Source organism: Enterococcus sp. AMC1086 (genome assembly GCF_058216575.1).
In genome coordinates this window covers 2,867,760-2,889,181 of record NZ_CM177100.1, presented here as the reverse complement: position 1 = coordinate 2,889,181, position 21,422 = coordinate 2,867,760, and the positions used below count along the sequence as shown (strand labels likewise).

11 protein-coding genes, 25 tRNA genes and 3 rRNA genes are annotated in these 21,422 nt (G+C 41.1%); all 39 read left to right on the top strand.

All coding sequences use genetic code 11. The features are described from left to right. Nucleotides 1–95: 95 nt before the first annotated feature. The 39 genes from hslO to AC4BC4_RS13450 all read left to right on the top strand — a co-directional run bounded on the left by hslO (nt 96) and on the right by AC4BC4_RS13450 (nt 20,896). Nucleotides 96–992: an Hsp33 family molecular chaperone HslO gene (gene hslO, locus AC4BC4_RS13640; protein WP_438758271.1), complete on the top strand. Its 897-nt coding sequence runs from the start codon at nt 96–98 to the stop codon at nt 990–992. Between the two features lie 12 nt (nt 993–1,004). Further along, complete coding sequence (gene dusB, locus AC4BC4_RS13635; RefSeq protein WP_490476040.1) at nt 1,005–2,009, top strand: tRNA dihydrouridine synthase DusB; 1,005 nt, start codon at nt 1,005–1,007, stop codon at nt 2,007–2,009. A 94-nt stretch (nt 2,010–2,103) separates the two neighbouring features. Beyond that, nucleotides 2,104–3,600, top strand: coding sequence for a lysine--tRNA ligase (gene lysS, locus AC4BC4_RS13630; RefSeq protein ID WP_490476039.1), 1,497 nt, complete (start codon nt 2,104–2,106; stop codon nt 3,598–3,600). Between the two features lie 718 nt (nt 3,601–4,318). After that, nucleotides 4,319–5,879 (top strand): 16S ribosomal RNA (locus tag AC4BC4_RS13625). Between the two features lie 286 nt (nt 5,880–6,165). After that, nucleotides 6,166–9,077, top strand: a 23S ribosomal RNA gene (locus AC4BC4_RS13620). A 95-nt stretch (nt 9,078–9,172) separates the two neighbouring features. Further along, nucleotides 9,173–9,288: ribosomal RNA gene (rrf, locus tag AC4BC4_RS13615) — 5S ribosomal RNA — on the top strand. Together the 16S, 23S and 5S rRNA genes with 25 tRNA genes alongside form the textbook arrangement of a ribosomal RNA operon. 14 nt (nt 9,289–9,302) lie before the next feature. Continuing rightward, nucleotides 9,303–9,375: transfer RNA gene (locus AC4BC4_RS13610), tRNA-Val, on the top strand. 6 nt (nt 9,376–9,381) lie between these two features. Further along, nucleotides 9,382–9,454 (top strand) — tRNA-Lys (locus AC4BC4_RS13605). 12 nt (nt 9,455–9,466) lie between these two features. Continuing rightward, nucleotides 9,467–9,548: transfer RNA gene (locus AC4BC4_RS13600), tRNA-Leu, on the top strand. A gap of 35 nt (nt 9,549–9,583) precedes the next feature. Continuing rightward, nucleotides 9,584–9,656: transfer RNA gene (locus AC4BC4_RS13595), tRNA-Thr, on the top strand. Between the two features lie 8 nt (nt 9,657–9,664). Next, nucleotides 9,665–9,736 (top strand) — tRNA-Gly (locus AC4BC4_RS13590). 14 nt (nt 9,737–9,750) lie between these two features. Then, nucleotides 9,751–9,836 (top strand) — tRNA-Leu (locus AC4BC4_RS13585). A gap of 11 nt (nt 9,837–9,847) precedes the next feature. Then, a tRNA-Arg gene (locus AC4BC4_RS13580) sits at nt 9,848–9,921 on the top strand. 9 nt (nt 9,922–9,930) lie between these two features. After that, a tRNA-Pro gene (locus tag AC4BC4_RS13575) sits at nt 9,931–10,004 on the top strand. Nucleotides 10,005–10,014: 10 nt separating this feature from the next. After that, nucleotides 10,015–10,087 (top strand) — tRNA-Ala (locus AC4BC4_RS13570). A gap of 18 nt (nt 10,088–10,105) precedes the next feature. Then, a tRNA-Met gene (locus AC4BC4_RS13565) sits at nt 10,106–10,179 on the top strand. 20 nt (nt 10,180–10,199) lie between these two features. After that, nucleotides 10,200–10,273, top strand: a tRNA-Ile gene (locus AC4BC4_RS13560). A gap of 38 nt (nt 10,274–10,311) precedes the next feature. Then, a tRNA-Ser gene (locus AC4BC4_RS13555) sits at nt 10,312–10,401 on the top strand. A 124-nt stretch (nt 10,402–10,525) separates the two neighbouring features. Then, a tRNA-Met gene (locus AC4BC4_RS13550) sits at nt 10,526–10,599 on the top strand. A 59-nt stretch (nt 10,600–10,658) separates the two neighbouring features. Continuing rightward, a tRNA-Asp gene (locus tag AC4BC4_RS13545) sits at nt 10,659–10,732 on the top strand. Nucleotides 10,733–10,744: 12 nt separating this feature from the next. Further along, a tRNA-Gly gene (locus tag AC4BC4_RS13540) sits at nt 10,745–10,815 on the top strand. A 4-nt stretch (nt 10,816–10,819) separates the two neighbouring features. Continuing rightward, nucleotides 10,820–10,893, top strand: a tRNA-Ile gene (locus AC4BC4_RS13535). 19 nt (nt 10,894–10,912) lie between these two features. Continuing rightward, nucleotides 10,913–11,000, top strand: a tRNA-Ser gene (locus tag AC4BC4_RS13530). Nucleotides 11,001–11,009: 9 nt separating this feature from the next. Further along, nucleotides 11,010–11,081 (top strand) — tRNA-Glu (locus AC4BC4_RS13525). 18 nt (nt 11,082–11,099) lie between these two features. Next, nucleotides 11,100–11,189, top strand: a tRNA-Ser gene (locus AC4BC4_RS13520). Between the two features lie 117 nt (nt 11,190–11,306). Further along, nucleotides 11,307–11,380 (top strand) — tRNA-Met (locus AC4BC4_RS13515). Between the two features lie 58 nt (nt 11,381–11,438). Then, a tRNA-Asp gene (locus tag AC4BC4_RS13510) sits at nt 11,439–11,512 on the top strand. 13 nt (nt 11,513–11,525) lie between these two features. Beyond that, a tRNA-Phe gene (locus AC4BC4_RS13505) sits at nt 11,526–11,598 on the top strand. A gap of 17 nt (nt 11,599–11,615) precedes the next feature. Then, nucleotides 11,616–11,686: transfer RNA gene (locus tag AC4BC4_RS13500), tRNA-Gly, on the top strand. A gap of 12 nt (nt 11,687–11,698) precedes the next feature. Next, nucleotides 11,699–11,772, top strand: a tRNA-Ile gene (locus AC4BC4_RS13495). Nucleotides 11,773–11,784: 12 nt separating this feature from the next. Further along, nucleotides 11,785–11,856: transfer RNA gene (locus tag AC4BC4_RS13490), tRNA-Glu, on the top strand. Nucleotides 11,857–12,115: 259 nt separating this feature from the next. Continuing rightward, the gene (gene licT / locus AC4BC4_RS13485; protein ID WP_490476038.1) at nt 12,116–12,955 is read left to right on the top strand and encodes a BglG family transcription antiterminator LicT; all 840 of its coding nucleotides are present in this window, start codon (nt 12,116–12,118) and stop codon (nt 12,953–12,955) included. 150 nt (nt 12,956–13,105) lie between these two features. After that, nucleotides 13,106–15,007 (top strand): beta-glucoside-specific PTS transporter subunit IIABC, encoded by a 1,902-nt coding sequence (locus AC4BC4_RS13480; protein WP_490476037.1) that lies wholly within the window; start codon nt 13,106–13,108, stop codon nt 15,005–15,007. A gap of 64 nt (nt 15,008–15,071) precedes the next feature. After that, on the top strand, nt 15,072–16,505 hold the full coding sequence (locus AC4BC4_RS13475; protein WP_490476036.1) for a 6-phospho-beta-glucosidase: 1,434 nt from the start codon (nt 15,072–15,074) through the stop codon (nt 16,503–16,505). A 16-nt stretch (nt 16,506–16,521) separates the two neighbouring features. Next, complete coding sequence (locus AC4BC4_RS13470) at nt 16,522–17,352, top strand: histidine phosphatase family protein (protein WP_438758282.1); 831 nt, start codon at nt 16,522–16,524, stop codon at nt 17,350–17,352. Nucleotides 17,353–17,450: 98 nt separating this feature from the next. Then, complete coding sequence (locus AC4BC4_RS13465) at nt 17,451–18,209, top strand: tyrosine-protein phosphatase (RefSeq protein ID WP_438758284.1); 759 nt, start codon at nt 17,451–17,453, stop codon at nt 18,207–18,209. A 26-nt stretch (nt 18,210–18,235) separates the two neighbouring features. Then, nucleotides 18,236–18,718, top strand: a complete 483-nt coding sequence (locus AC4BC4_RS13460) for a nucleoside deaminase (protein ID WP_490476035.1) — start codon at nt 18,236–18,238, stop codon at nt 18,716–18,718. 200 nt (nt 18,719–18,918) lie between these two features. Further along, nucleotides 18,919–19,236: a cupin domain-containing protein gene (locus AC4BC4_RS13455; protein WP_490476034.1), complete on the top strand. Its 318-nt coding sequence runs from the start codon at nt 18,919–18,921 to the stop codon at nt 19,234–19,236. A gap of 22 nt (nt 19,237–19,258) precedes the next feature. Continuing rightward, entirely contained in the window at nt 19,259–20,896 is a 1,638-nt protein-coding gene (locus AC4BC4_RS13450; RefSeq protein ID WP_490476033.1) for a peptide ABC transporter substrate-binding protein, read from the top strand. Nucleotides 20,897–21,422 lie beyond the last annotated feature (526 nt).

The window sequence follows — 21,422 nt, the reverse complement described above, 5'->3', positions numbered from 1 at the left end:
TGAAGTTGAAATTATTTAGTTGAAAAAATAGTAAAATCCTAGTATTATCTGATAATGAGCCAGAAAAAGTACCAATTGAGAAGAGGAATATAAAAATGGAAGATTACTTAGTAAAGGCATTATGTTATGAAGGATCGATTCGCGCTTATGCAGTCTGCGCAACTAATACAATCTCAGAAGCACAAAAACGTCATGATACATGGAGTTCATCAACTGCAGCCTTAGGTAGAACGATGGTTGGCGCTTTGCTGCTCGGTGCTACATTAAAAGGTGAGGATAAACTGACTGTTAAAGTCCAAGGGAATGGACCAGCTGGCAGCATTGTTGTTGATAGTGATGGTAGTGGAAACACTAAAGGATACATAAAAAATCCTCATGTAAGTTTAACCTTGAATGAAAGTGGTAAAATCGATGTTCGCGGAGCTGTTGGAACAGAAGGTATTTTTACTGTAATAAAGGATTTAGGCTTAAAAGAAACTTTTTCAGGACAAACTCCGATCGTGTCAGGTGAAATCGGTGAAGATTTCACTTACTTCATGGCAGTCTCTGAGCAGATCCCGTCAGCAATTGGTTTGAGTGTTTTAGTTGATACAGATGAAAGTGTCAAAGCAGCGGGTGGTTTTATGATCCAAGTGATGCCAGGAGCAGATGAAAAAATCATCGAGTTCATTGAACAACGTTTGCAAGAAGTGCCGATGATTTCTCGTTTGATCGATGAAGGCGAATCGCCAGAAGGTATTCTAGAGCGTTTACTTGGTAAAGATAATATTGAAATTCTAGAAAAAATGCCTGTTCAATTTAAATGTAATTGCTCAAAAGAAAAATTTGGTACAGCAATCATCGCAGTTGGTCTAGATGAAATCAATGCAATGATTGAAGAAGATCATGGAGCCGAAGCTGTTTGTCAATTTTGTGGCAACAAATATAATTATAGCGAAGAGGATCTAATTGAATTACGAGATGAAGCAATCAACAATACTCGGGAAAAGTAGGAGAGAAACGCTATGTGGAAAATAGGAAATGTGGATATTCCCAATCGCGTTGTAGTCGCACCGATGGCTGGCATTAGTAATGCTGCTTTTCGTGTAACGGTCAAAGAGTTTGGTGCAGGGCTGGTTGTCTGTGAAATGATTAGTGATAAAGGAATCCAGCAAAGAAATAAAAAAACCTTAGACATGCTTTATATAGATGATAAGGAATACCCATTAAGTGTACAAATTTTCGGTGGCGACAAAGAAACACTAGTTGAAGCTGCAAAGTTTGTAGAAGAAAATACCAAAGCTGCGATCATCGATATTAACATGGGCTGTCCAGTAAACAAAGTTATCAAAGCCGAATCAGGAGCAAAATGGCTTTTAGATCCGAATAAAGTCTATGAAATGGTAGAAGCTGTTTCTTCCGCTATCAACTTGCCAGTTACTGTGAAAATGAGAACTGGTTGGGATGAAGATCATTTATTTGCTGTTGAGAATGCTCTGGCTGCTGAAAAAGCAGGCGCTTCAGCAATTGCTATGCATGGTCGCACAAGAGTACAAATGTATGAAGGACAAGCAAATTGGGATGTTTTAAAAGAAGTGAAACAGCATCTAACCATTCCTTTCATGGGCAATGGCGATGTCCGTACACCAGAAGACGCAAAACGCATGATTGAATATGTTGGCGCTGATGGTGTGATGATCGGCAGAGCAGCCTTAGGAAATCCCTGGATGATCCAAAGAACCAAACAATATCTTGAAACAGGAGAGTTAATGGCTGAACCTGCTCCACACGAAAAAATAAATACAGCTAAAATACATTTGCGACGTTTAGTGGATTTAAAAGGCGAAAAAATTGCGACAAGAGAATTTCGTCAGCATGCTGCCTACTACTTAAAAGGAATTCCACGGGCTGCTAAAGTGAAAGCTGCAATCAATCAAGCTGAAACCCAACAAGGGATGATCGAATTGCTAGATGCATTTGAAGAAAAAGCAGAAAAACATGCACAAAAAGAAATAATCGAAATGTTCTAATAAAAAAAGCTGGCTGAAACAGAAATTCGGCTTGCTTTTTTTTGTTTCAATGTGGCATTATAAGGGTATGTGATTTCAGAATGGAGGAAATACAGTGGCAGATGAACAACAAGCGCACTCAGAAGAGCTAAACGATCAAATGCTCGTGCGTCGTGAGAAAATGGAAAATTTACGTGAAGAAGGAATCGATCCTTTTGGGAAACGTTTTGACCGAACACATAATTCAAAAGAACTACATGTACAATTTGATCAACATTCAAAAGAAGAATTGAGCGAGATGGATTTATCGGCAAGTGTTGCTGGCCGTATGATGACAAAACGTGGTAAAGGAAAAGCAGGATTCGCTCATTTACAAGATCGCGAAGGCCAAGTTCAAATTTATGTACGCAAAGACCAAGTAGGCGATAAAGCATACGAATTATTTAAGTACGCCGATTTAGGTGATTTCTTTGGTGTTACAGGGCAAATAATGAAAACAGACACAGGTGAAGTGACGATTAAAGCCAAAACGATCGTATTATTAACGAAAGCATTGCGTCCGCTACCAGATAAATATCACGGCTTAACGAACATCGAACAACGTTATCGTCAACGTTATTTGGATTTGATCAGTAACAAGGACAGTTTCGATCGTTTTATGAAACGTAGTCAAATTATTAGTGAAATTCGTCGTTACCTTGATAATAATGGTTATGTAGAAGTAGAGACGCCTGTTTTACACAATGATGCTGGCGGCGCAGCTGCACGTCCATTTATTACGCATCATAATGCATTAGATATGGACTTATATCTACGGATTGCTTTAGAATTACATTTGAAACGTTTGATTGTCGGAGGTATGGAGAAAGTCTATGAAATCGGACGAGTATTCCGTAATGAAGGAATTGATACAACTCATAACCCTGAATTCACTATGTTAGAAGCCTATACTGCATACACAGATTATAAAGATGTGATGGATCTGACTGAAGGGATCATCCGAAACGCAGCAGAAAAAGTCTTAGGAACAACCACTATCACATATGATGGAAAAGAAGTTGACCTAGGTTCTGAATTTAAACGCGTCCATATGGTAGATGCGATCAAAGAACAAACAGGTGTGGATTTCTGGCAGGAAATGACTGTCGAAAAAGCCCGTACTTTGGCGAAAAAACATAATGTAGAAATCAATGATAATATGGCGGTAGGGCATATCTTGAATGAATTCTTTGAAGCTTTTGTCGAAGAAACGCTGGAACAACCAACATTTGTTTTTGGACATCCAGTAGAAGTGTCTCCTCTAGCAAAGAAAAATCCAGAAGATGCTCGCTTTACCGATCGTTTTGAATTATTTATAGTAGGAAAAGAATTTGCTAATGCATTTACTGAACTAAATGACCCGATTGATCAACGTGAGCGTTTTGAAGATCAAGAAAAAGAGCGTGAACAAGGAAATGATGAAGCTCACGGTGTAGATGAAGACTTTATTGAAGCACTGGAGTACGGATTGCCACCAACTGGCGGATTAGGAATTGGTATTGACCGTTTAGTTATGTTATTAACGGATGCTCAATCGATTCGTGATGTTCTGTTATTCCCAACAATGAGATAAAAGTGAAAGAGGCGATTCTTTGCTAGAAATTGCCTCTTTTTAATTTTCTGAAAAATACCACGGAAATTCATAAGATTCTGTTTTTCGAACAGTTAAAAACGAACAATAAAGAACAAAAGTAATAAAATAATCGGCAAAGAAAAAAACTTTAAAAAAAGTGCAATTTTTAGTTGACCTAAGCCCAGAAACTTGGTATATTATATCTTGTCGCAAGGCACTGATGTAACACGCCGAACGATGAGGATAAGATAACAATCCAAGTTTGAAAAAAACTTTGGAAATCAGTAAAATAGTTATTGACAAACAACGACTAGCCTGATAAACTAGTGTAGTTGCCTCAAGAATCATCGGCAATTGAAACGAACATGAAATAACAAATCAAGTTCGAAAGAAACTTGAAAAAACAGGATGAAAGTTGTTGACAAATAACAAACAACCTGATAAACTAATGAAGTTGTCGCGAAACATTCGATAACATCAAGCAGAGAAAACTTTGAAACTTTTTTAAAAAAAGTGTTGACATCGAATCGAAGATTTGATATGATATAAAAGTTGCTGCAAGGTAACACAGTAGACCTTTGAAAACTGAACAAAGTAAGACGAACCAAATGTGTAGGTTGTTTTTACAACGGTAAAAACAAACAACAATTTTTAACAAAGCGATGCAATATGCTAGCAACCAAATGAGCTTAACAATCTTCGGATTGTGTTCAACTTTTATTATGAGAGTTTGATCCTGGCTCAGGACGAACGCTGGCGGCGTGCCTAATACATGCAAGTCGAACGCTTCTTTTCTACCGAGTGCTTGCACTCACTTGAAAAGAGGAGTGGCGGACGGGTGAGTAACACGTGGGTAACCTACCCATCAGAGGGGGATAACACTTGGAAACAGGTGCTAATACCGCATAATAGTCGACACCGCATGGTGCTGACTTGAAAGACGCTTTCGGGTGTCACTGATGGATGGACCCGCGGTGCATTAGCTAGTTGGTGAGGTAACGGCTCACCAAGGCCATGATGCATAGCCGACCTGAGAGGGTGATCGGCCACACTGGGACTGAGACACGGCCCAGACTCCTACGGGAGGCAGCAGTAGGGAATCTTCGGCAATGGACGAAAGTCTGACCGAGCAACGCCGCGTGAGTGAAGAAGGTTTTCGGATCGTAAAACTCTGTTGTTAGAGAAGAACAAGTAGGAGAGTAACTGCTCTTACCTTGACGGTATCTAACCAGAAAGCCACGGCTAACTACGTGCCAGCAGCCGCGGTAATACGTAGGTGGCAAGCGTTGTCCGGATTTATTGGGCGTAAAGCGAGCGCAGGCGGTTTCTTAAGTCTGATGTGAAAGCCCCCGGCTCAACCGGGGAGGGTCATTGGAAACTGGGAGACTTGAGTGCAGAAGAGGAGAGTGGAATTCCATGTGTAGCGGTGAAATGCGTAGATATATGGAGGAACACCAGTGGCGAAGGCGACTCTCTGGTCTGTAACTGACGCTGAGGCTCGAAAGCGTGGGGAGCAAACAGGATTAGATACCCTGGTAGTCCACGCCGTAAACGATGAGTGCTAAGTGTTGGAGGGTTTCCGCCCTTCAGTGCTGCAGCTAACGCATTAAGCACTCCGCCTGGGGAGTACGACCGCAAGGTTGAAACTCAAAGGAATTGACGGGGGCCCGCACAAGCGGTGGAGCATGTGGTTTAATTCGAAGCAACGCGAAGAACCTTACCAGGTCTTGACATCCTTTGACCACTCTAGAGATAGAGCTTTCCCTTCGGGGACAAAGTGACAGGTGGTGCATGGTTGTCGTCAGCTCGTGTCGTGAGATGTTGGGTTAAGTCCCGCAACGAGCGCAACCCTTATTGTTAGTTGCCATCATTCAGTTGGGCACTCTAGCGAGACTGCCGGTGACAAACCGGAGGAAGGTGGGGATGACGTCAAATCATCATGCCCCTTATGACCTGGGCTACACACGTGCTACAATGGGAAGTACAACGAGTCGCTAGGCCGCGAGGTCATGCAAATCTCTTAAAGCTTCTCTCAGTTCGGATTGTAGGCTGCAACTCGCCTACATGAAGCCGGAATCGCTAGTAATCGCGGATCAGCACGCCGCGGTGAATACGTTCCCGGGCCTTGTACACACCGCCCGTCACACCACGAAAGTTTGTAACACCCGAAGTCGGTGAGGTAACCCTTGTGGAGCCAGCCGCCTAAGGTGGGATAGATGATTGGGGTGAAGTCGTAACAAGGTAGCCGTATCGGAAGGTGCGGCTGGATCACCTCCTTTCTAAGGAATATCACGGAAACTTACACATTCGTCGACACTTTGTTCAGTTTTGAGAGGTTTACTCTTATATAAAGAAGTTAATCATTAGATTTTCTTTCTTTTTATATGATTCTCTCAAACGAATTGTTCATTGAAAACTGGATATTGAAGTATAAAAGTAATCAAAACAAACCGAGAACACCGCGTTGAATGAGTTTTTTAATTAAAATAGTTCGAAGCTTATTTTATTGGTCACGCCTCTATCGCTAGAGAAACGAGCCAAACAAAACCGATCGTAAGATCGTAAGGTTAAGTGAATAAGGGCGCACGGTGGATGCCTTGGCATTAGGAGCCGATGAAGGACGGGACTAACACCGATATGCTTTGGGGAGCTGTAAGTGAGCTATGATCCAGAGATTTCCGAATGGGGAAACCCAGCATCTTTTATAGGATGTTACTATTCAGTGAATACATAGCTGGATAGAGGTAGACGCAGAGAACTGAAACATCTAAGTACCTGCAGGAAGAGAAAGAAAATTCGATTCCCTGAGTAGCGGCGAGCGAAACGGGAAAAGCCCAAACCAACAAGCTTGCTTGTTGGGGTTGTAGGACTCCGATGTGGTAGTCTGTCAAGATAGTCGAAGAACCTGGAAAGGTTCGCCAAAGTGGGTAATAGCCCCGTAGACGAAATGTTGGCAACACCTAGGAGGATCCTGAGTACGGCGGAACACGAGAAATTCCGTCGGAATCCGCGGGGACCATCCCGCAAGGCTAAATACTCCCTAATGACCGATAGTGAACCAGTACCGTGAGGGAAAGGTGAAAAGCACCCCGGAAGGGGAGTGAAATAGATCCTGAAACCGTGTGCCTACAACAAGTCAAAGCCCGTTAATGGGTGATGGCGTGCCTTTTGTAGAATGAACCGGCGAGTTACGATTGCATGCGAGGTTAAGGTGAAGAGCCGGAGCCGCAGCGAAAGCGAGTCTGAATAGGGCGAATGAGTATGTAGTCGTAGACCCGAAACCATGTGATCTACCCATGGCCAGGTTGAAGGTGTGGTAAAACGCACTGGAGGACCGAACCCACGTACGTTGAAAAGTGCGGGGATGAGCTGTGGGTAGCGGAGAAATTCCAAACGAACTTGGAGATAGCTGGTTCTCTCCGAAATAGCTTTAGGGCTAGCGTCGAAGTTAAGAATGATGGAGGTAGAGCACTGTTTGGACTAGGGGCCCATCTCGGGTTACCGAATTCAGATAAACTCCGAATGCCATTCATTCATATTCGGCAGTCAGACTGCGAGTGATAAGATCCGTAGTCGAAAGGGAAACAGCCCAGACCACCAGCTAAGGTCCCAAAATATATGTTAAGTGGAAAAGGATGTGGGGTTGCACAGACAACTAGGATGTTGGCTCAGAAGCAGCCACCATTTAAAGAGTGCGTAATAGCTCACTAGTCGAGTGACCCTGCGCCGAAAATGTACCGGGGCTAAACATATTACCGAAGCTGTGGATCACACCTCTGGTGTGATGGTAGGAGAGCGTTCTAAGGGCGTTGAAGGTCGATCGTGAGGACGGCTGGAGCGCTTAGAAGTGAGAATGCCGGTATGAGTAGCGAAAGACGGGTGAGAATCCCGTCCACCGTATGACTAAGGTTTCCTGGGGAAGGCTCGTCCGCCCAGGGTTAGTCGGGACCTAAGCCGAGGCCGATAGGCGTAGGCGATGGACAACAGGTTGATATTCCTGTACCAGTTGTTTTTGTTTGAGCAATGGAGGGACGCAGGAGGCTAAGGAATGCATGCGACTGGAAGTGCATGTCCAAGCAGTAAGTCTTGAGTAGAGTCAAATGCTTTACTCTATACGGACAAGCTGTGATGGGGAGGGAAATAATAGTACCGAAGTTCCTGATGTCACACTGTCAAGAAAAGCTTCTAGTGAGAAAACAACTGCCCGTACCGTAAACCGACACAGGTAGTCGAGGAGAGTATCCTAAGGTGAGCGAGCGAACTCTCGTTAAGGAACTCGGCAAAATGACCCCGTAACTTCGGGAGAAGGGGTGCTGACTTCGGTCAGCCGCAGTGAATAGGCCCAAGCGACTGTTTATCAAAAACACAGGTCTCTGCAAAATCGAAAGATGAAGTATAGGGGCTGACGCCTGCCCGGTGCTGGAAGGTTAAGAGGATGGGTTAGCTTCGGCGAAGCTCAGAATTGAAGCCCCAGTAAACGGCGGCCGTAACTATAACGGTCCTAAGGTAGCGAAATTCCTTGTCGGGTAAGTTCCGACCCGCACGAAAGGCGTAACGATTTGGGCACTGTCTCAACGAGAGACTCGGTGAAATTTTAGTACCTGTGAAGATGCAGGTTACCCGCGACAGGACGGAAAGACCCCATGGAGCTTTACTGTAGCTTGATATTGAGTGTTTGTACCACATGTACAGGATAGGTAGGAGCCGATGAATCCGGAACGCTAGTTTCGGTGGAGGCGCTGGTGGGATACTACCCTTGTGTTATGAACCCTCTAACCCGCACCACTTATCGTGGTGGGAGACAGTGTCAGGTGGGCAGTTTGACTGGGGCGGTCGCCTCCTAAAGAGTAACGGAGGCGCCCAAAGGTTCCCTCAGAATGGTTGGAAATCATTCGCAGAGTGTAAAGGCAGAAGGGAGCTTGACTGCGAGACTTACAAGTCGAGCAGGGACGAAAGTCGGGCTTAGTGATCCGGTGGTTCCGCATGGAAGGGCCATCGCTCAACGGATAAAAGCTACCCTGGGGATAACAGGCTTATCTCCCCCAAGAGTCCACATCGACGGGGAGGTTTGGCACCTCGATGTCGGCTCGTCGCATCCTGGGGCTGTAGTCGGTCCCAAGGGTTGGGCTGTTCGCCCATTAAAGCGGCACGCGAGCTGGGTTCAGAACGTCGTGAGACAGTTCGGTCCCTATCCGTCGCGGGCGTTGGAAATTTGAGAGGAGCTGTCCTTAGTACGAGAGGACCGGGATGGACTTACCGCTGGTGTACCAGTTGTTCTGCCAAGGGCATTGCTGGGTAGCTATGTAGGGAAGGGATAAACGCTGAAAGCATCTAAGTGTGAAGCCCACCTCAAGATGAGATTTCCCATTTCTTTAAGAAAGTAAGACCCCTGAGAGATGATCAGGTAGATAGGTTGGAAGTGGAAGTGCAGTGATGTACGGAGCGGACCAATACTAATCGGTCGAGGACTTAACCAAAGAAACGAAATAAAAAAGTAGATCGGACAGTTTGATTACAACTTCAATCCAGTTTTGAGTGAATAATCACTCAATTGAATAGCAACAACACCCAGTGTGGTGGCGATAGCGAGAAGGATACACCTGTTCCCATGCCGAACACAGAAGTTAAGCTTCTTAGCGCCGATTGTAGTGAAGGGTTTCCCTTTGTGAGAGTAGGACGTCGCCACGCTAAAGTGTTGTCTTGGAGGTTTAGCTCAGCTGGGAGAGCACCTGCCTTACAAGCAGGGGGTCGGCGGTTCGATCCCGTCAACCTCCATTTTTTGAGCCGTTAGCTCAGTTGGTAGAGCATCTGACTTTTAATCAGAGGGTCGCAGGTTCGAGCCCTGCACGGCTCATAGGAATATTTTGCGGGTGTGGCGGAATTGGCAGACGCACTAGATTTAGGATCTAGCGCCTTACGGCGTGGGGGTTCAAGTCCCTTCACCCGCATTTTTAGTCTCGTTTTATAACTAGGCGATCATCACGCCGGCTTAGCTCAGTTGGTAGAGCATCTGATTTGTAATCAGAGGGTCGAGGGTTCAAATCCTTTAGCCGGCATCCAGACTGCGGAAATAGCTCAGTGGTAGAGCACCACCTTGCCAAGGTGGGGGTCGCGGGTTCGAACCCCGTTTTCCGCTTAGCTTGTTCTTTCGCCGGGGTGGCGGAACTGGCAGACGCACAGGACTTAAAATCCTGCGGTGAGTGATCACCGTACCGGTTCGATTCCGGTCCTCGGCATTAGAAATGTTGCACCCATAGCTCAACTGGATAGAGTGCTTGACTACGAATCAAGAGGTTAGGGGTTCGACTCCCTTTGGGTGCATTGTAATTACGGGAAGTAGCTCAGCTTGGTAGAGCACTTGGTTTGGGACCAAGGGGTCGCAGGTTCGAATCCTGTCTTCCCGATTTATTTTGTGGGGCCTTAGCTCAGATGGGAGAGCGCCTGCTTTGCACGCAGGAGGTCAGCGGTTCGATCCCGCTAGGCTCCATTAGTACTTTATTATTTTCGCGGTGTAGCTCAGCTGGCTAGAGCGTCCGGTTCATACCCGGGAGGTCGGGGGTTCGATCCCCTTCGCCGCGATTTCTTTTTTTAAGAGCCAAGGACCTTTAGCTCAGTTGGTTAGAGCAGACGGCTCATAACCGTCCGGTCGTAGGTTCGAGTCCTACAAGGTCCATTGTAGTGACATTTTGATTAGTTGTACTATTTTATTCCGGAGGATTACCCAAGTCCGGCTGAAGGGAACGGTCTTGAAAACCGTCAGGCGGGTAAAACCGTGCAAGGGTTCGAATCCCTTATCCTCCTTTACTAAGAATTACGATGCTTTAGCATTATGGTGATTAGTACTTGTCGAAAGTAGTGAGAGAAAATCTTACTAGAAAACACTAAGAATCATCACTCTTTTATAGTCATATAGGCTATATATTATCGCGGGGTGGAGCAGTCAGGTAGCTCGTCGGGCTCATAACCCGAAGGTCGTAGGTTCAAATCCTGCCCCCGCAATTGCTTTTAAGTAGTAATTAAAAGCTAAAATAAGGTAGTGACGTAATACTTTTACTATTGGTTTGGTAGTTCAGCTGGTTAGAATGCCTGCCTGTCACGCAGGAGGTCGCGGGTTCGAGTCCCGTCCAGACCGTTTTGAAGTTTTGCGGGTGTAGTTTAGTGGTAAAACCACAGCCTTCCAAGCTGTTGTCGCGAGTTCGATTCTCGTCACCCGCTTTATGGGCCTATAGCTCAGCTGGTTAGAGCGCACGCCTGATAAGCGTGAGGTCGATGGTTCGAGTCCATTTAGGCCCATTTTTCAAATTATTTTCTTGGGGAAGTACTCAAGTGGCTGAAGAGGCGCCCCTGCTAAGGGTGTAGGTCGGGAAACCGGCGCGAGGGTTCAAATCCCTCCTTCTCCGTTTCATAGCGGCCCGTTGGTCAAGCGGTTAAGACACCGCCCTTTCACGGCGGTATCACGGGTTCGATTCCCGTACGGGTCATGATTTAATAGTTATTCCGGAGGATTACCCAAGTCCGGCTGAAGGGAACGGTCTTGAAAACCGTCAGGCGGGTAAAACCGTGCAAGGGTTCGAATCCCTTATCCTCCTTTACTAAGAATTACGATGCTTTAGCATTATGGTGATTAGTACTTGTCGAATATAGTGAGAGAAATAACCTTACTAAGAATCATCATTTTTTATAGTCATATAGAGACTATATATTATCGCGGGGTGGAGCAGTCAGGTAGCTCGTCGGGCTCATAACCCGAAGGTCGTAGGTTCAAATCCTGCCCCCGCAATTGCTTTTAAGTAGTAATTAAAAGCTAAATAAGATAGTGACGTAACACTTTTACTATTGGTTTGGTAGTTCAGCTGGTTAGAATGCCTGCCTGTCACGCAGGAGGTCGCGGGTTCGAGTCCCGTCCAGACCGTTTATAGTTTTTTGGCGCAGTAGCTCAGTTGGTAGAGCAACGGATTGAAGCTCCGTGTGTCGGCAGTTCGATTCTGTCTTGCGCCATTTGAAAGAAGAAACATGCGGGTGTAGTTTAGTGGTAAAACCACAGCCTTCCAAGCTGTTGTCGCGAGTTCGATTCTCGTCACCCGCTTTTTTTCTTTAAGGGCCTATAGCTCAGCTGGTTAGAGCGCACGCCTGATAAGCGTGAGGTCGATGGTTCGAGTCCATTTAGGCCCATAATTTTTAAATGGCCCGTTGGTCAAGCGGTTAAGACACCGCCCTTTCACGGCGGTATCACGGGTTCGATTCCCGTACGGGTCATGATTTTAAAACATTTTGCTTCTTTTGCAAAATGTTTTTTTATTGTTTATAAAATATTTTATGAAAACGTTGACAATGCTACTATAATAAGGTATTCTATGCTTGTACAGAATAAGTGAATATCTGGATAGTGATTGTTTAAATACAAGCTAAACCTAATTTTTCTAAAGAGGGAGAGTATCTTCTTTTTTGGAAAGGTTGGGTTTTTCTTTTTTACAATTGAAGGAGTTGAGCATAATGAAATGAAGGGAGCGAAGAAATGATTATTCAAAAAACTTTGAATAATAATGTTGTGATTACGTTAGATGTGAATGAACAAGAGCAAATTGTGATGGGACGTGGTATTGCATTTAAAAGAAAAATAGGAGATTTCATTGAAGAGGAGCGAGTAGATCAAGTATTTCGTTTAGCGAATCAGGATACTTCATTAAAATTCCAAGAACTATTGGGAGAACTACCGTTAGAAGTGATGCAGCTGTCAGATGAGATTATCAAATATGCAAAAACGAAACTTGGCAGAAAGCTAAATGATACAATTTTTATTTCTTTAACGGATCATCTGCATACAGCACTAGAGCGAATGAAGCAAGGAATCGAAGTAAAGAATTTTCTATTATGGGACATCAAGCGTTTTTTTTCTGATGAATATTTTATTGGGAATAAGGCAGTTGAGATGGTCAAAGAGAAGTTCGATGTGCAATTGCCAGAAGATGAAGCTGGTTTTATTGCTTTGCATCTAGTCAATGCAGAAATGGATGAAGAAGTTGGCAATGTTTATGAATTAACAAAAATCATGCAAGAGATTACGAACATCGTTAAATACCATTTCAAAATTACTTTTAATGAAGACTCTGTTTATTTTTATCGTTTTAGTACTCATTTAAAATTTTTTGCTTATCGTTTATTGAATCATAAAGAATTTCATGATGAAGATGATGGAGAACTATATGAAGTAATTAAAAAAAAATATTGTAATGCATATAATTGTGTGAATAAGATTGCTGATTTTTTGACTGAAAGCTATTGTTATAGGATATCAAAGGAAGAAAAGATGTATTTGATTATTCACATTGCACGTGTAGTACAAACAAATCACTAGTGGATTATTGATTTAATAGATTAGTCTTAATGGAAAGGTGGATAGAAGAGAAGAACTGGTACAGCAGGACCCTTTGGATAGTGACATTAAGTTGGCTAAACCTTCAAAAGTAATAGAGTGAAAAAAACTAAACTTTGGAGGAACAAAAAAATGGGAAAATATCATGATTTAGCAGAAAAAATTGTTAGTAATGTAGGTGGGAAAGAAAATATTAATAGTTTGACACATTGTATTACACGCTTACGTTTTAAATTGAAAGATGAATCAAAAGCAAATGACGATGTTCTAAAAAATATGGACGGTGTTGTTACTGTAATGAAGAGTGGTGGACAATATCAGGTAGTAATCGGGAATCATGTACCTGCAGTGTATGAAGACGTTGTAACCATTGCTGGGATTTCAGCGGATGCAGAGCAAGAATCGTCTGGTGGAAATTTGTTTAATCGATTGATCGATATTTTAAGTGGCTGTTTCCAACCATTCTTAGGTGCATTAGCTGCAGCTGGTATGGTGAAAGGTCTAAATGCCTTACTTGTTTTTTTGAAATTATATTCAGCTACTTCTGGAACGTATACAATGTTAAATGGTATTGGTGATGCAATCTTCTACTTCATGCCAGTGATTCTAGGCTATACAGCGGCTAGAAAATTCAATTTAAACCCAATGGTGGGAATTGTTATTGGGGCAGCACTTTGTTATCCAACAGTACAAGGAAGTGCCTTGCAAGCGGCTTTTGAAACAACAGCAGGAGCAGGTGCAGCAGCACCGTATAGTTTGTTAGGATTACCCGCTTATGACACGTTTTTAGGTATTCCGTGGGTTGGTGCTGGGTATACAAGTAGTGTTGTACCGATCATCTTTATTGTTGCTTTTGCAGCTCAAATTCAAAAACTCTTCAAGAAACTTATTCCTGAAGTTGTTCAAACATTCCTGGTACCATTCTTTGTATTACTAATTGCATTACCCGTTGGTTTTTTAGTAATTGGTCCGATCATCAGCATGTTGACAGATTTATTAAGTGCTGGATTCCAATCTTTGATGGGCTTTTCACCAGCATTATATGGCATTATTCTTGGTTTCTTCTGGCAAGTCTTGGTTATTTTTGGATTACACTGGAGTGTTGTGCCACTTGCGATCATGCAGATTACTCAAGAAGGAGCAAGTCAAGTATTAGTCGGTTCTTTTGGCGCTAGTTTTGCTCAAACAGCTGTAGTAATGGCAATGTTTTTCAAATTGAAAGATACGAAAATGAAAGCGTTATGTCCACCAGCCATTATTTCTGGTATATTCGGAGTAACTGAACCAGCAATTTACGGTATCACTCTCCCTAAAAAAACGCCATTTATCTTTTCCATGATTGGAGGAGCAGCTGGCGGATTCTATTTGATGATTAATACTGTAACATCTTATACCATGGGTGGATTGGGTATCTTTGGTGTTTTAAACTATATCAATGGTGATAATGCGAGCGGTATGATTCATTCGTTTGTAGCAATATTAATATCAGCTGGTATCGGCTTTGGTTTAACATTCTTTTTCTGGAAAGATGATACAGTTGTAGAAGAAATAACGGAAAATAAAAAAGCGCAAAAAGCAATTAAAGAAGCTGTTTTGAGCCCAGTTAAAGGGCGTGTTCTACCTTTAAGTAAAGCAAGTGATCAAGCGTTTGCTCAAGGTGCTTTAGGAAAAGGTGTTTTGATTGAACCGACAGAAGGTGTTGTTAGAGCACCATTCGATGGAACCGTTATGACACTCTTTCCGACACTGCACGCGATTGGCTTAATATCTGATCAAGGGATGGAATTGTTAATTCATATCGGTATGGATACGGTTCAGTTAGAAGGGAATGGTTTTGAGGGAAAAGTAGCACAAGGTGATAAAGTGAAAAAAGGGCAAGTTTTGGTTACTTTTGACATAGAGGCAATCAAAGTAGCTGGCTACAGTGTGGAAACGCCAGTTATTGTGACAAATACTGATGACTATTTAGATATCGTAGAAACACAAGAACGCGAAGTGACCTCAAACGATACATTAATTACGGGATTAACTTAAAAAATAGTTGAGAACAAAGTTTGATAGGTTTTACTACAAACTTATAAAAGAAAGGGATTTTGATATGGGATTTAGAAAAGACTTTTTATGGGGCGGCGCAACAGCGGCCAATCAATGTGAAGGGGGCTATAATGAAGGCGGCCGAGGCTTAGCTAACGTAGATCTAGCGCCAGTGGGACCAGATCGTTTTCCAGTAATCACAGGAGAAAAAAAGATGTTTGAATTTGATGACGAACATTTTTACCCAGCGCAAAATGCAATCGACATGTATCATCGTTATAAAGAAGACATTGCGTTATTTGGCGAAATGGGCTTTAAAACCTATCGTCTATCGATTGCCTGGAGTCGTATTTTCCCTCTAGGAGACGAAACAGAGCCGAATGAAGAAGGATTGAAGTTCTATGAAGAGTTGTTCAAAGAATGCCATAAACACGGGATAGAGCCTCTTGTAACGATCACACATTTTGATTGTCCGATGCATCTCGTCGAAAAATATGGTGCATGGCGCAGTCGTGAATTAGTCGGGTTTTATGAAAATCTATGTAACGTGATCTTCAATCGCTACAAAGGCTTAGTAAAATACTGGTTGACGTTCAACGAAATCAACATGATTTTACATGCACCATTTATGGGCGCAGGGCTTTATTTTGAAGAAGGCGAAAACAAAGAACAAGTGAAATACCAAGCCGCACATCATGAATTATTGGCGAGTGCCATTGCGACCAAAATCGCACATGAAGTCGATCCCGAAAACCAAGTAGGCTGTATGTTAGCGGCTGGTACAAACTATGCGTACACTTGTAAACCAGAAGATGTTTGGGCAGCTCGTCAAGCAGATCGTGAGAATTTCTTCTTTATCGATGTCCAATCTCGTGGAGAATATCCAGCGTATGCGTTGAAAGAATTAGAACGTGCAGGGATTGAATTACCAATTGAAGAGGGCGATTTAGACTTATTAAAAGAACATACCGTTGATTTTATTTCATTCTCTTATTATTCATCACGGGTCCAATCAACAGATCCGGCAATCAATGAACAAACAGCTGGAAATATCTTTGCCTCAGTGAAAAATCCGTATTTAGAAGCAAGTGAATGGGGCTGGCAGATCGATCCACTTGGATTGCGTACCACAATGAATGACTTGTATGATCGTTATCAAAAACCACTATTTATTGTTGAAAACGGCTTAGGTGCCGTGGATACGCCAGATGAAAATGGGAATGTGATCGATGATTATCGGATTGAGTATCTAGCCGCACACATCCAAGCAATGAAAGATGCGGTTGAACTGGATGGTGTAGATTTATTAGGTTATACAACGTGGGGCTGTATCGATCTTGTTTCAGCAGGAACAGGAGAAATGAAAAAAAGATATGGCTTCATCTATGTCGACCGTGATAATGATGGAAAGGGGACATTGAAACGCTCGAAGAAAAAATCATTTGATTGGTATAAAAAAGTTATTGCTACAAATGGGGAAGAATTGACGAACGAATAAAAAAGGAGGAAATTTTATGAAAAAGATAGGAAAAATATTAGGGGTTTTAATGTTAGGTTTAGTAATGGTAGCTGGGTGTGGTAACGGAAACGCTCAAAAAGACGATAGCTCATCTACTAAAAAAGCACCAGAAGAGTTGACGTTGTACATCGTTCGCCATGGGAAAACGATGTTAAATACAACGGATCGTGTCCAAGGCTGGTCGGATGCAGTCTTAACTAAAGCAGGTGAAGAAGTTGTGACAGCGGCAGGTGTTGGGCTGAAAGATATCGATTTCCAAAATGCATATAGTAGTGACAGCGGTCGTGCCATCCAAACAGCTAATCTAATCGTGAAAGAAAATGAAAAATCATCTGACTTAAAAGTAATTACGGATGAACGCTTGAGAGAGTTCAACTTTGGAACATACGAAGGTGATTTGAATCACACTATGTGGCAAGATATAGCAGACGATCAAGGTGTTACTTTAGAGGAATTCTTGAAAAATATGACGCCAGAATCATTTGCCAATAGTGTGGCTAAATTAGATGCAAAAAATGTAGAAGAAGCAAAAATCAATTGGCCAGCAGAAGACTATAAGACAATCACTACTAGGCTTAAAGCAGGTTTAGATGACATTGTTGAAAAAGAAATGAAGAATGAAGGGTCTGGAAATGTATTGATTGCTTCACATGGATTGAGTATCTCTGCGTTACTTGATACTTTATTCGATGATTATAAAATACCAGAAGGCGGATTAAAAAACGCGAGTGTTTGTACTGTAAAATATAAAGATGGAAAATACACGTTAGATAAAGTCAATGACTTAAGTTATGTTGAAGCAGGACAAAAAAATAATAAAGAATAAACTAAAAATCGTTAATTAATAAGCAAAAATTCGATCAAAGAAACACTTTTGATCGAATTTTGTGTATAATAAGAGCAAAAAGAAAAGAGACAAAAATTATGGTGACTATTACAAATTTTCGTGATATCGGCGGTATCAAAAATAAAGAAGGAAAACAAATCAAGAAAAACATTTTTTTAAGATCAGGCGAGTTGTCTAATTTAACAAAAGAAGATGAACAACGTTTGGAAACAACGTATCGTTTAGGTAAAATCATTGATTTGAGAAGTGACGCTGAAGTAGAAGAAAGACCAGATATGTCTGTTCCTAAAGCAGAGTACATACATATCGATATTTTGGAAGACATACAAGATGAAGGGGCATCGATCGAAGATTTTGTGAAAATCGGTTCACCAGAGAAATCAGCTTCGTATATGGAAAAATTGTATGCCGATATTGCCTTAAACACAACTTCTCAAAAAGGTTATACTAAATTTTTTGAAGAAATCTTAGCTTTGCCAAATCAAGAAAGTATTTTATTCCATTGTTTTGCGGGAAAAGATCGTACAGGAATTGCGGCATTGTTAGTATTAGAAACACTTGATGTACCAAGAGAGGCTATTTACAAAGATTACTTATTAACAAATGACTTAAGGAAAAAAGAAAATGCACAAATCTTGGAACAAGCCAAAAAAGCACAATTAGAGAAGGCGAATTTAGAAGCTTTACATGTTGCATTAAATGTAGAGAGCAGCTATTTAGATAATTTTTATCAGACCGTTGAAAAGCAATATGGTGATGTCTCTGCTTATTTAAAACAAGCCATTGGTGTTGATAAAATGACGAAAGACGCATTTAATCATCGCTTTGTTGATTAAAAGTACGGAAAGAAGAGGGATCAGTTATGGCGGAACGTTTGCATATTGAACGATTGAAGCGTTGCATCGAAATTTCTCAGAATGCCCGTGATCATGGTAACACACCCTTTGGAGCCTTGCTGACTGATAAAGAAGGAACAATTCTTTTAGAACAAGAAAATATCGAAATAACAGAAAATATCTGCACTGGACATGCTGAGACAACACTTGCAGCAAAAGCATCACAAAAGTATAGCAAGGACTTTTTATGGGAGTGTACACTGTATACTACAGCCGAACCATGTGCGATGTGTACAGGAACAATTTATTGGGGAAATATTGGGAAAATAGTATATGCAATGACCGAGAAACGTTTGTTAGAATTGACAGGCAACAATGAGCAGAATCCAACATTTGATTTGCCTTCAAAACAAATATTGCGTCATGGGCAAAAAAATATTCAAATAATTGGACCATTTCCAGAAGTTGAGCAAGCGGCTGCAGCTGTTCATCAAGGCTTTTGGGTGTAGATAAAAATAGTTAAAATCAATACTGTTATAAGCATGGGGCAAAATAGACTTTAAATTTTGTCCCATGTTGTAATTTTTAATACTTCATTTTCCAAAATCGAATAAAGTGTCAGAATTTTCAAAAATGTTATTGACTTATTAGACAGATAAGTCAATAATTAATGAAATCATATATATAATAAAAGGAGTTGCCATAAAGTATGATAATTAAACCATCACTGCCACAAGAAATGACGATTTTTTTTGATGCAGAAAATCAGCCGAATAAAAATGTCCAGATGGGTGTCGTTATCTTACAACCAGGAGAAAAAAGACCATTGGAAGGTTTTGCTAGACATGATCAAGATGAATATTCTTATGTTGTTTCGGGGCAAGCTCATACGATTTTAGAAGACGGTCAAGATTTAGTAGGGAAACCTGGTGATGCTCAGCTGATTGAAGCTGGGGAAGGACATATCAATTATAACGATGGAGATGAAGCAGCAGTTGTCGTTTGGTTGCTAGTTGAACGTACTTAAAGCAAACATAAAGGAGAATCATATGAAAAAAGTAGTGAAATCAATTATCGGGCTAACATTGATAATGACTATCATTTCGGGATGTTCTGGTGGTAAAGAAGTAAGACAAGCACAAGAAACAGAACCAGTAAACTTAATGTCCCCTTCGGAATTAACCACATTGGATACATCTGTTATGCTAGATTTTCCAGATGCAATTGTCCAAACAGCAGTATTTGAAGGATTGTATGCGCTAGATGACAACGATCAACTAATTCCAGCAACAGCAAAGGAACTGCCAGAAATTTCTGAAGATGGCAAAACCTATACAATCAAACTAAGAGATGATGCCAAATGGAGTAATGATGATCCTGTTACGGCAGCAGATTTCGAATACGCATGGAAAAAAATGATCGATCCTAAAAATGGCTATGTGTATAGTTTTTTAGTGGCAGATACAATTTTAAATGCTGAAGAAATTTCAGAAGGTAAAAAGTCAGTCGATAAACTAGGTGTAAAAGCAATTGACGATCAAACACTGGAAATAAAACTAAAAGAAGCAAAACCCTACTTTACCTCAGTTCTAGCTTTTCCAACATTTTTCCCGCAAAATCAAAAATTTGTTGAAAAAATGGGCACAAACTATGGAACAGCAAGTGAGAATGTTATTTACAATGGACCATTTACTGTTGAAAATTGGAAGCAAACAGATTTAAGCTGGGATTTGAAGAAAAATGAAAAATACTGGGGTCATTCAGATGTAAAATCAGATAATATTCATTATGAAGTTGTCAAAGAAGCCTCGACAGCTCTGAATCTTTTTGAAGATGGACAGTTAGATATAGCAACAGTCACTGGAGAGTTGGCGAAGCAAAATCAAAACAATCCCGACTATCACTCTTATCCGACAGCCACGATGAACTACATTCGTTTAAACCAAAAACGTAAAGACAAAGATACTCCGTTGAAAAATGAAAATCTGAGAAAAGCTTTGGCGCTTGGCATAGATAAAGAGAATCTAGTCAATAATATTATTGCAGATGGCTCAAAACCATTGTATGGAGCTGTTACTGAAGGTTTTGTAAGTAATCCTGAAACAGGCGTAGATTTCAGAGAAGAAGCTGGCGATTTGATGAAGTATGACAAAGAAGAGGCTTTGAAATATTGGGCATTAGCTAAAAAAGAATTAGGCGATAAAATCACCCTAGATTTAATGGTGACCGATGATGGATCCTATAAAAAAATGGGTGAGAGTCTTCAAGGGAGTCTAGAAAAACTATTTACTGGTTTAACAATTAATGTGACGGCCTTACCAACAGAAACAGCATTAAATCTTAGTCGTGAGAGTGACTACGATATGTTCTTAATTTACTGGACACCAGATTATCAAGATCCAATTTCTACATTAAATATGTTACGAACAGGAAATGATCGTAATTACTCAAATGATAAGTACGATAAGTTATTGGATGAGGCTTCACAAAAATATGCGACTGATCAAAAAATGCGCTGGGAGACTTTGATTGCTGCCGAAAAAGAAGGGATTAAAAATACGGCGGGAATGATTATCATCAGCCAAAATCAGCAATCAGTTTTACAAAATGAACAGATTAAAGGTGTCAACTATCATACGTTTGCGGCACCATTAACATTGAAAAATATTTATAAAGAAGCAAAATAACATAGAGTTTGCAGCAAAACGAAAGATTGGTTTTGCTGCAAGCTCTATGTTTATCTATTTAATACTTGTTTCTTTAAGAAGGTACCATAATCATATGCGTTTAATTATCCCAAGTCTAGAGCTGCGATTAGTACATTTCAAAACGCAGATATGTTTTAAATGTACAAGCTATACTAACTATCGTCACTCGAGTGTTTTTTACTGATGTGCATATTTCAGTCAAAACATTTTTCTTATTTATCATAAATTAACATAATTAAAATATTTAATATAGAAAACATGCAGAAAATCCACTTAATATGAAAACTAAAAAAATAAGAGCGTAGAAGTGATAAAAAATAAAAGAAAAACCGCTAAAGTCCCCTTAAAACACTGGTTAATGGGCTTTTTTTGTTTTAAAGTAGAAAAAAAATAGACATAGGAATGAAAAAAATGACAAATTTTTTTCATTTTTATAGCATATTACTTGATATAAGCGAACGAGAGATACTATAATAAATATAAGTCAGCGTTTTTAGCTGCTTAG

What these genes read in the sequence shown, in the direction of transcription:
- hslO (WP_438758271.1), top strand. Translation starts at nt 96, where the DNA reads ATGGAAGATTACTTAGTAAAGGCATTATGTTATGAAGGATCGATTCGC.
- dusB (WP_490476040.1), top strand. Translation starts at nt 1,005, where the DNA reads ATGTGGAAAATAGGAAATGTGGATATTCCCAATCGCGTTGTAGTCGCA.
- licT (WP_490476038.1), top strand. Translation starts at nt 12,116, where the DNA reads ATGATTATTCAAAAAACTTTGAATAATAATGTTGTGATTACGTTAGAT.
- AC4BC4_RS13480 (WP_490476037.1), top strand. Translation starts at nt 13,106, where the DNA reads ATGGGAAAATATCATGATTTAGCAGAAAAAATTGTTAGTAATGTAGGT.
- AC4BC4_RS13475 (WP_490476036.1), top strand. Translation starts at nt 15,072, where the DNA reads ATGGGATTTAGAAAAGACTTTTTATGGGGCGGCGCAACAGCGGCCAAT.
- AC4BC4_RS13470 (WP_438758282.1), top strand. Translation starts at nt 16,522, where the DNA reads ATGAAAAAGATAGGAAAAATATTAGGGGTTTTAATGTTAGGTTTAGTA.
- AC4BC4_RS13465 (WP_438758284.1), top strand. Translation starts at nt 17,451, where the DNA reads ATGGTGACTATTACAAATTTTCGTGATATCGGCGGTATCAAAAATAAA.
- AC4BC4_RS13460 (WP_490476035.1), top strand. Translation starts at nt 18,236, where the DNA reads ATGGCGGAACGTTTGCATATTGAACGATTGAAGCGTTGCATCGAAATT.
- AC4BC4_RS13455 (WP_490476034.1), top strand. Translation starts at nt 18,919, where the DNA reads ATGATAATTAAACCATCACTGCCACAAGAAATGACGATTTTTTTTGAT.
- AC4BC4_RS13450 (WP_490476033.1), top strand. Translation starts at nt 19,259, where the DNA reads ATGAAAAAAGTAGTGAAATCAATTATCGGGCTAACATTGATAATGACT.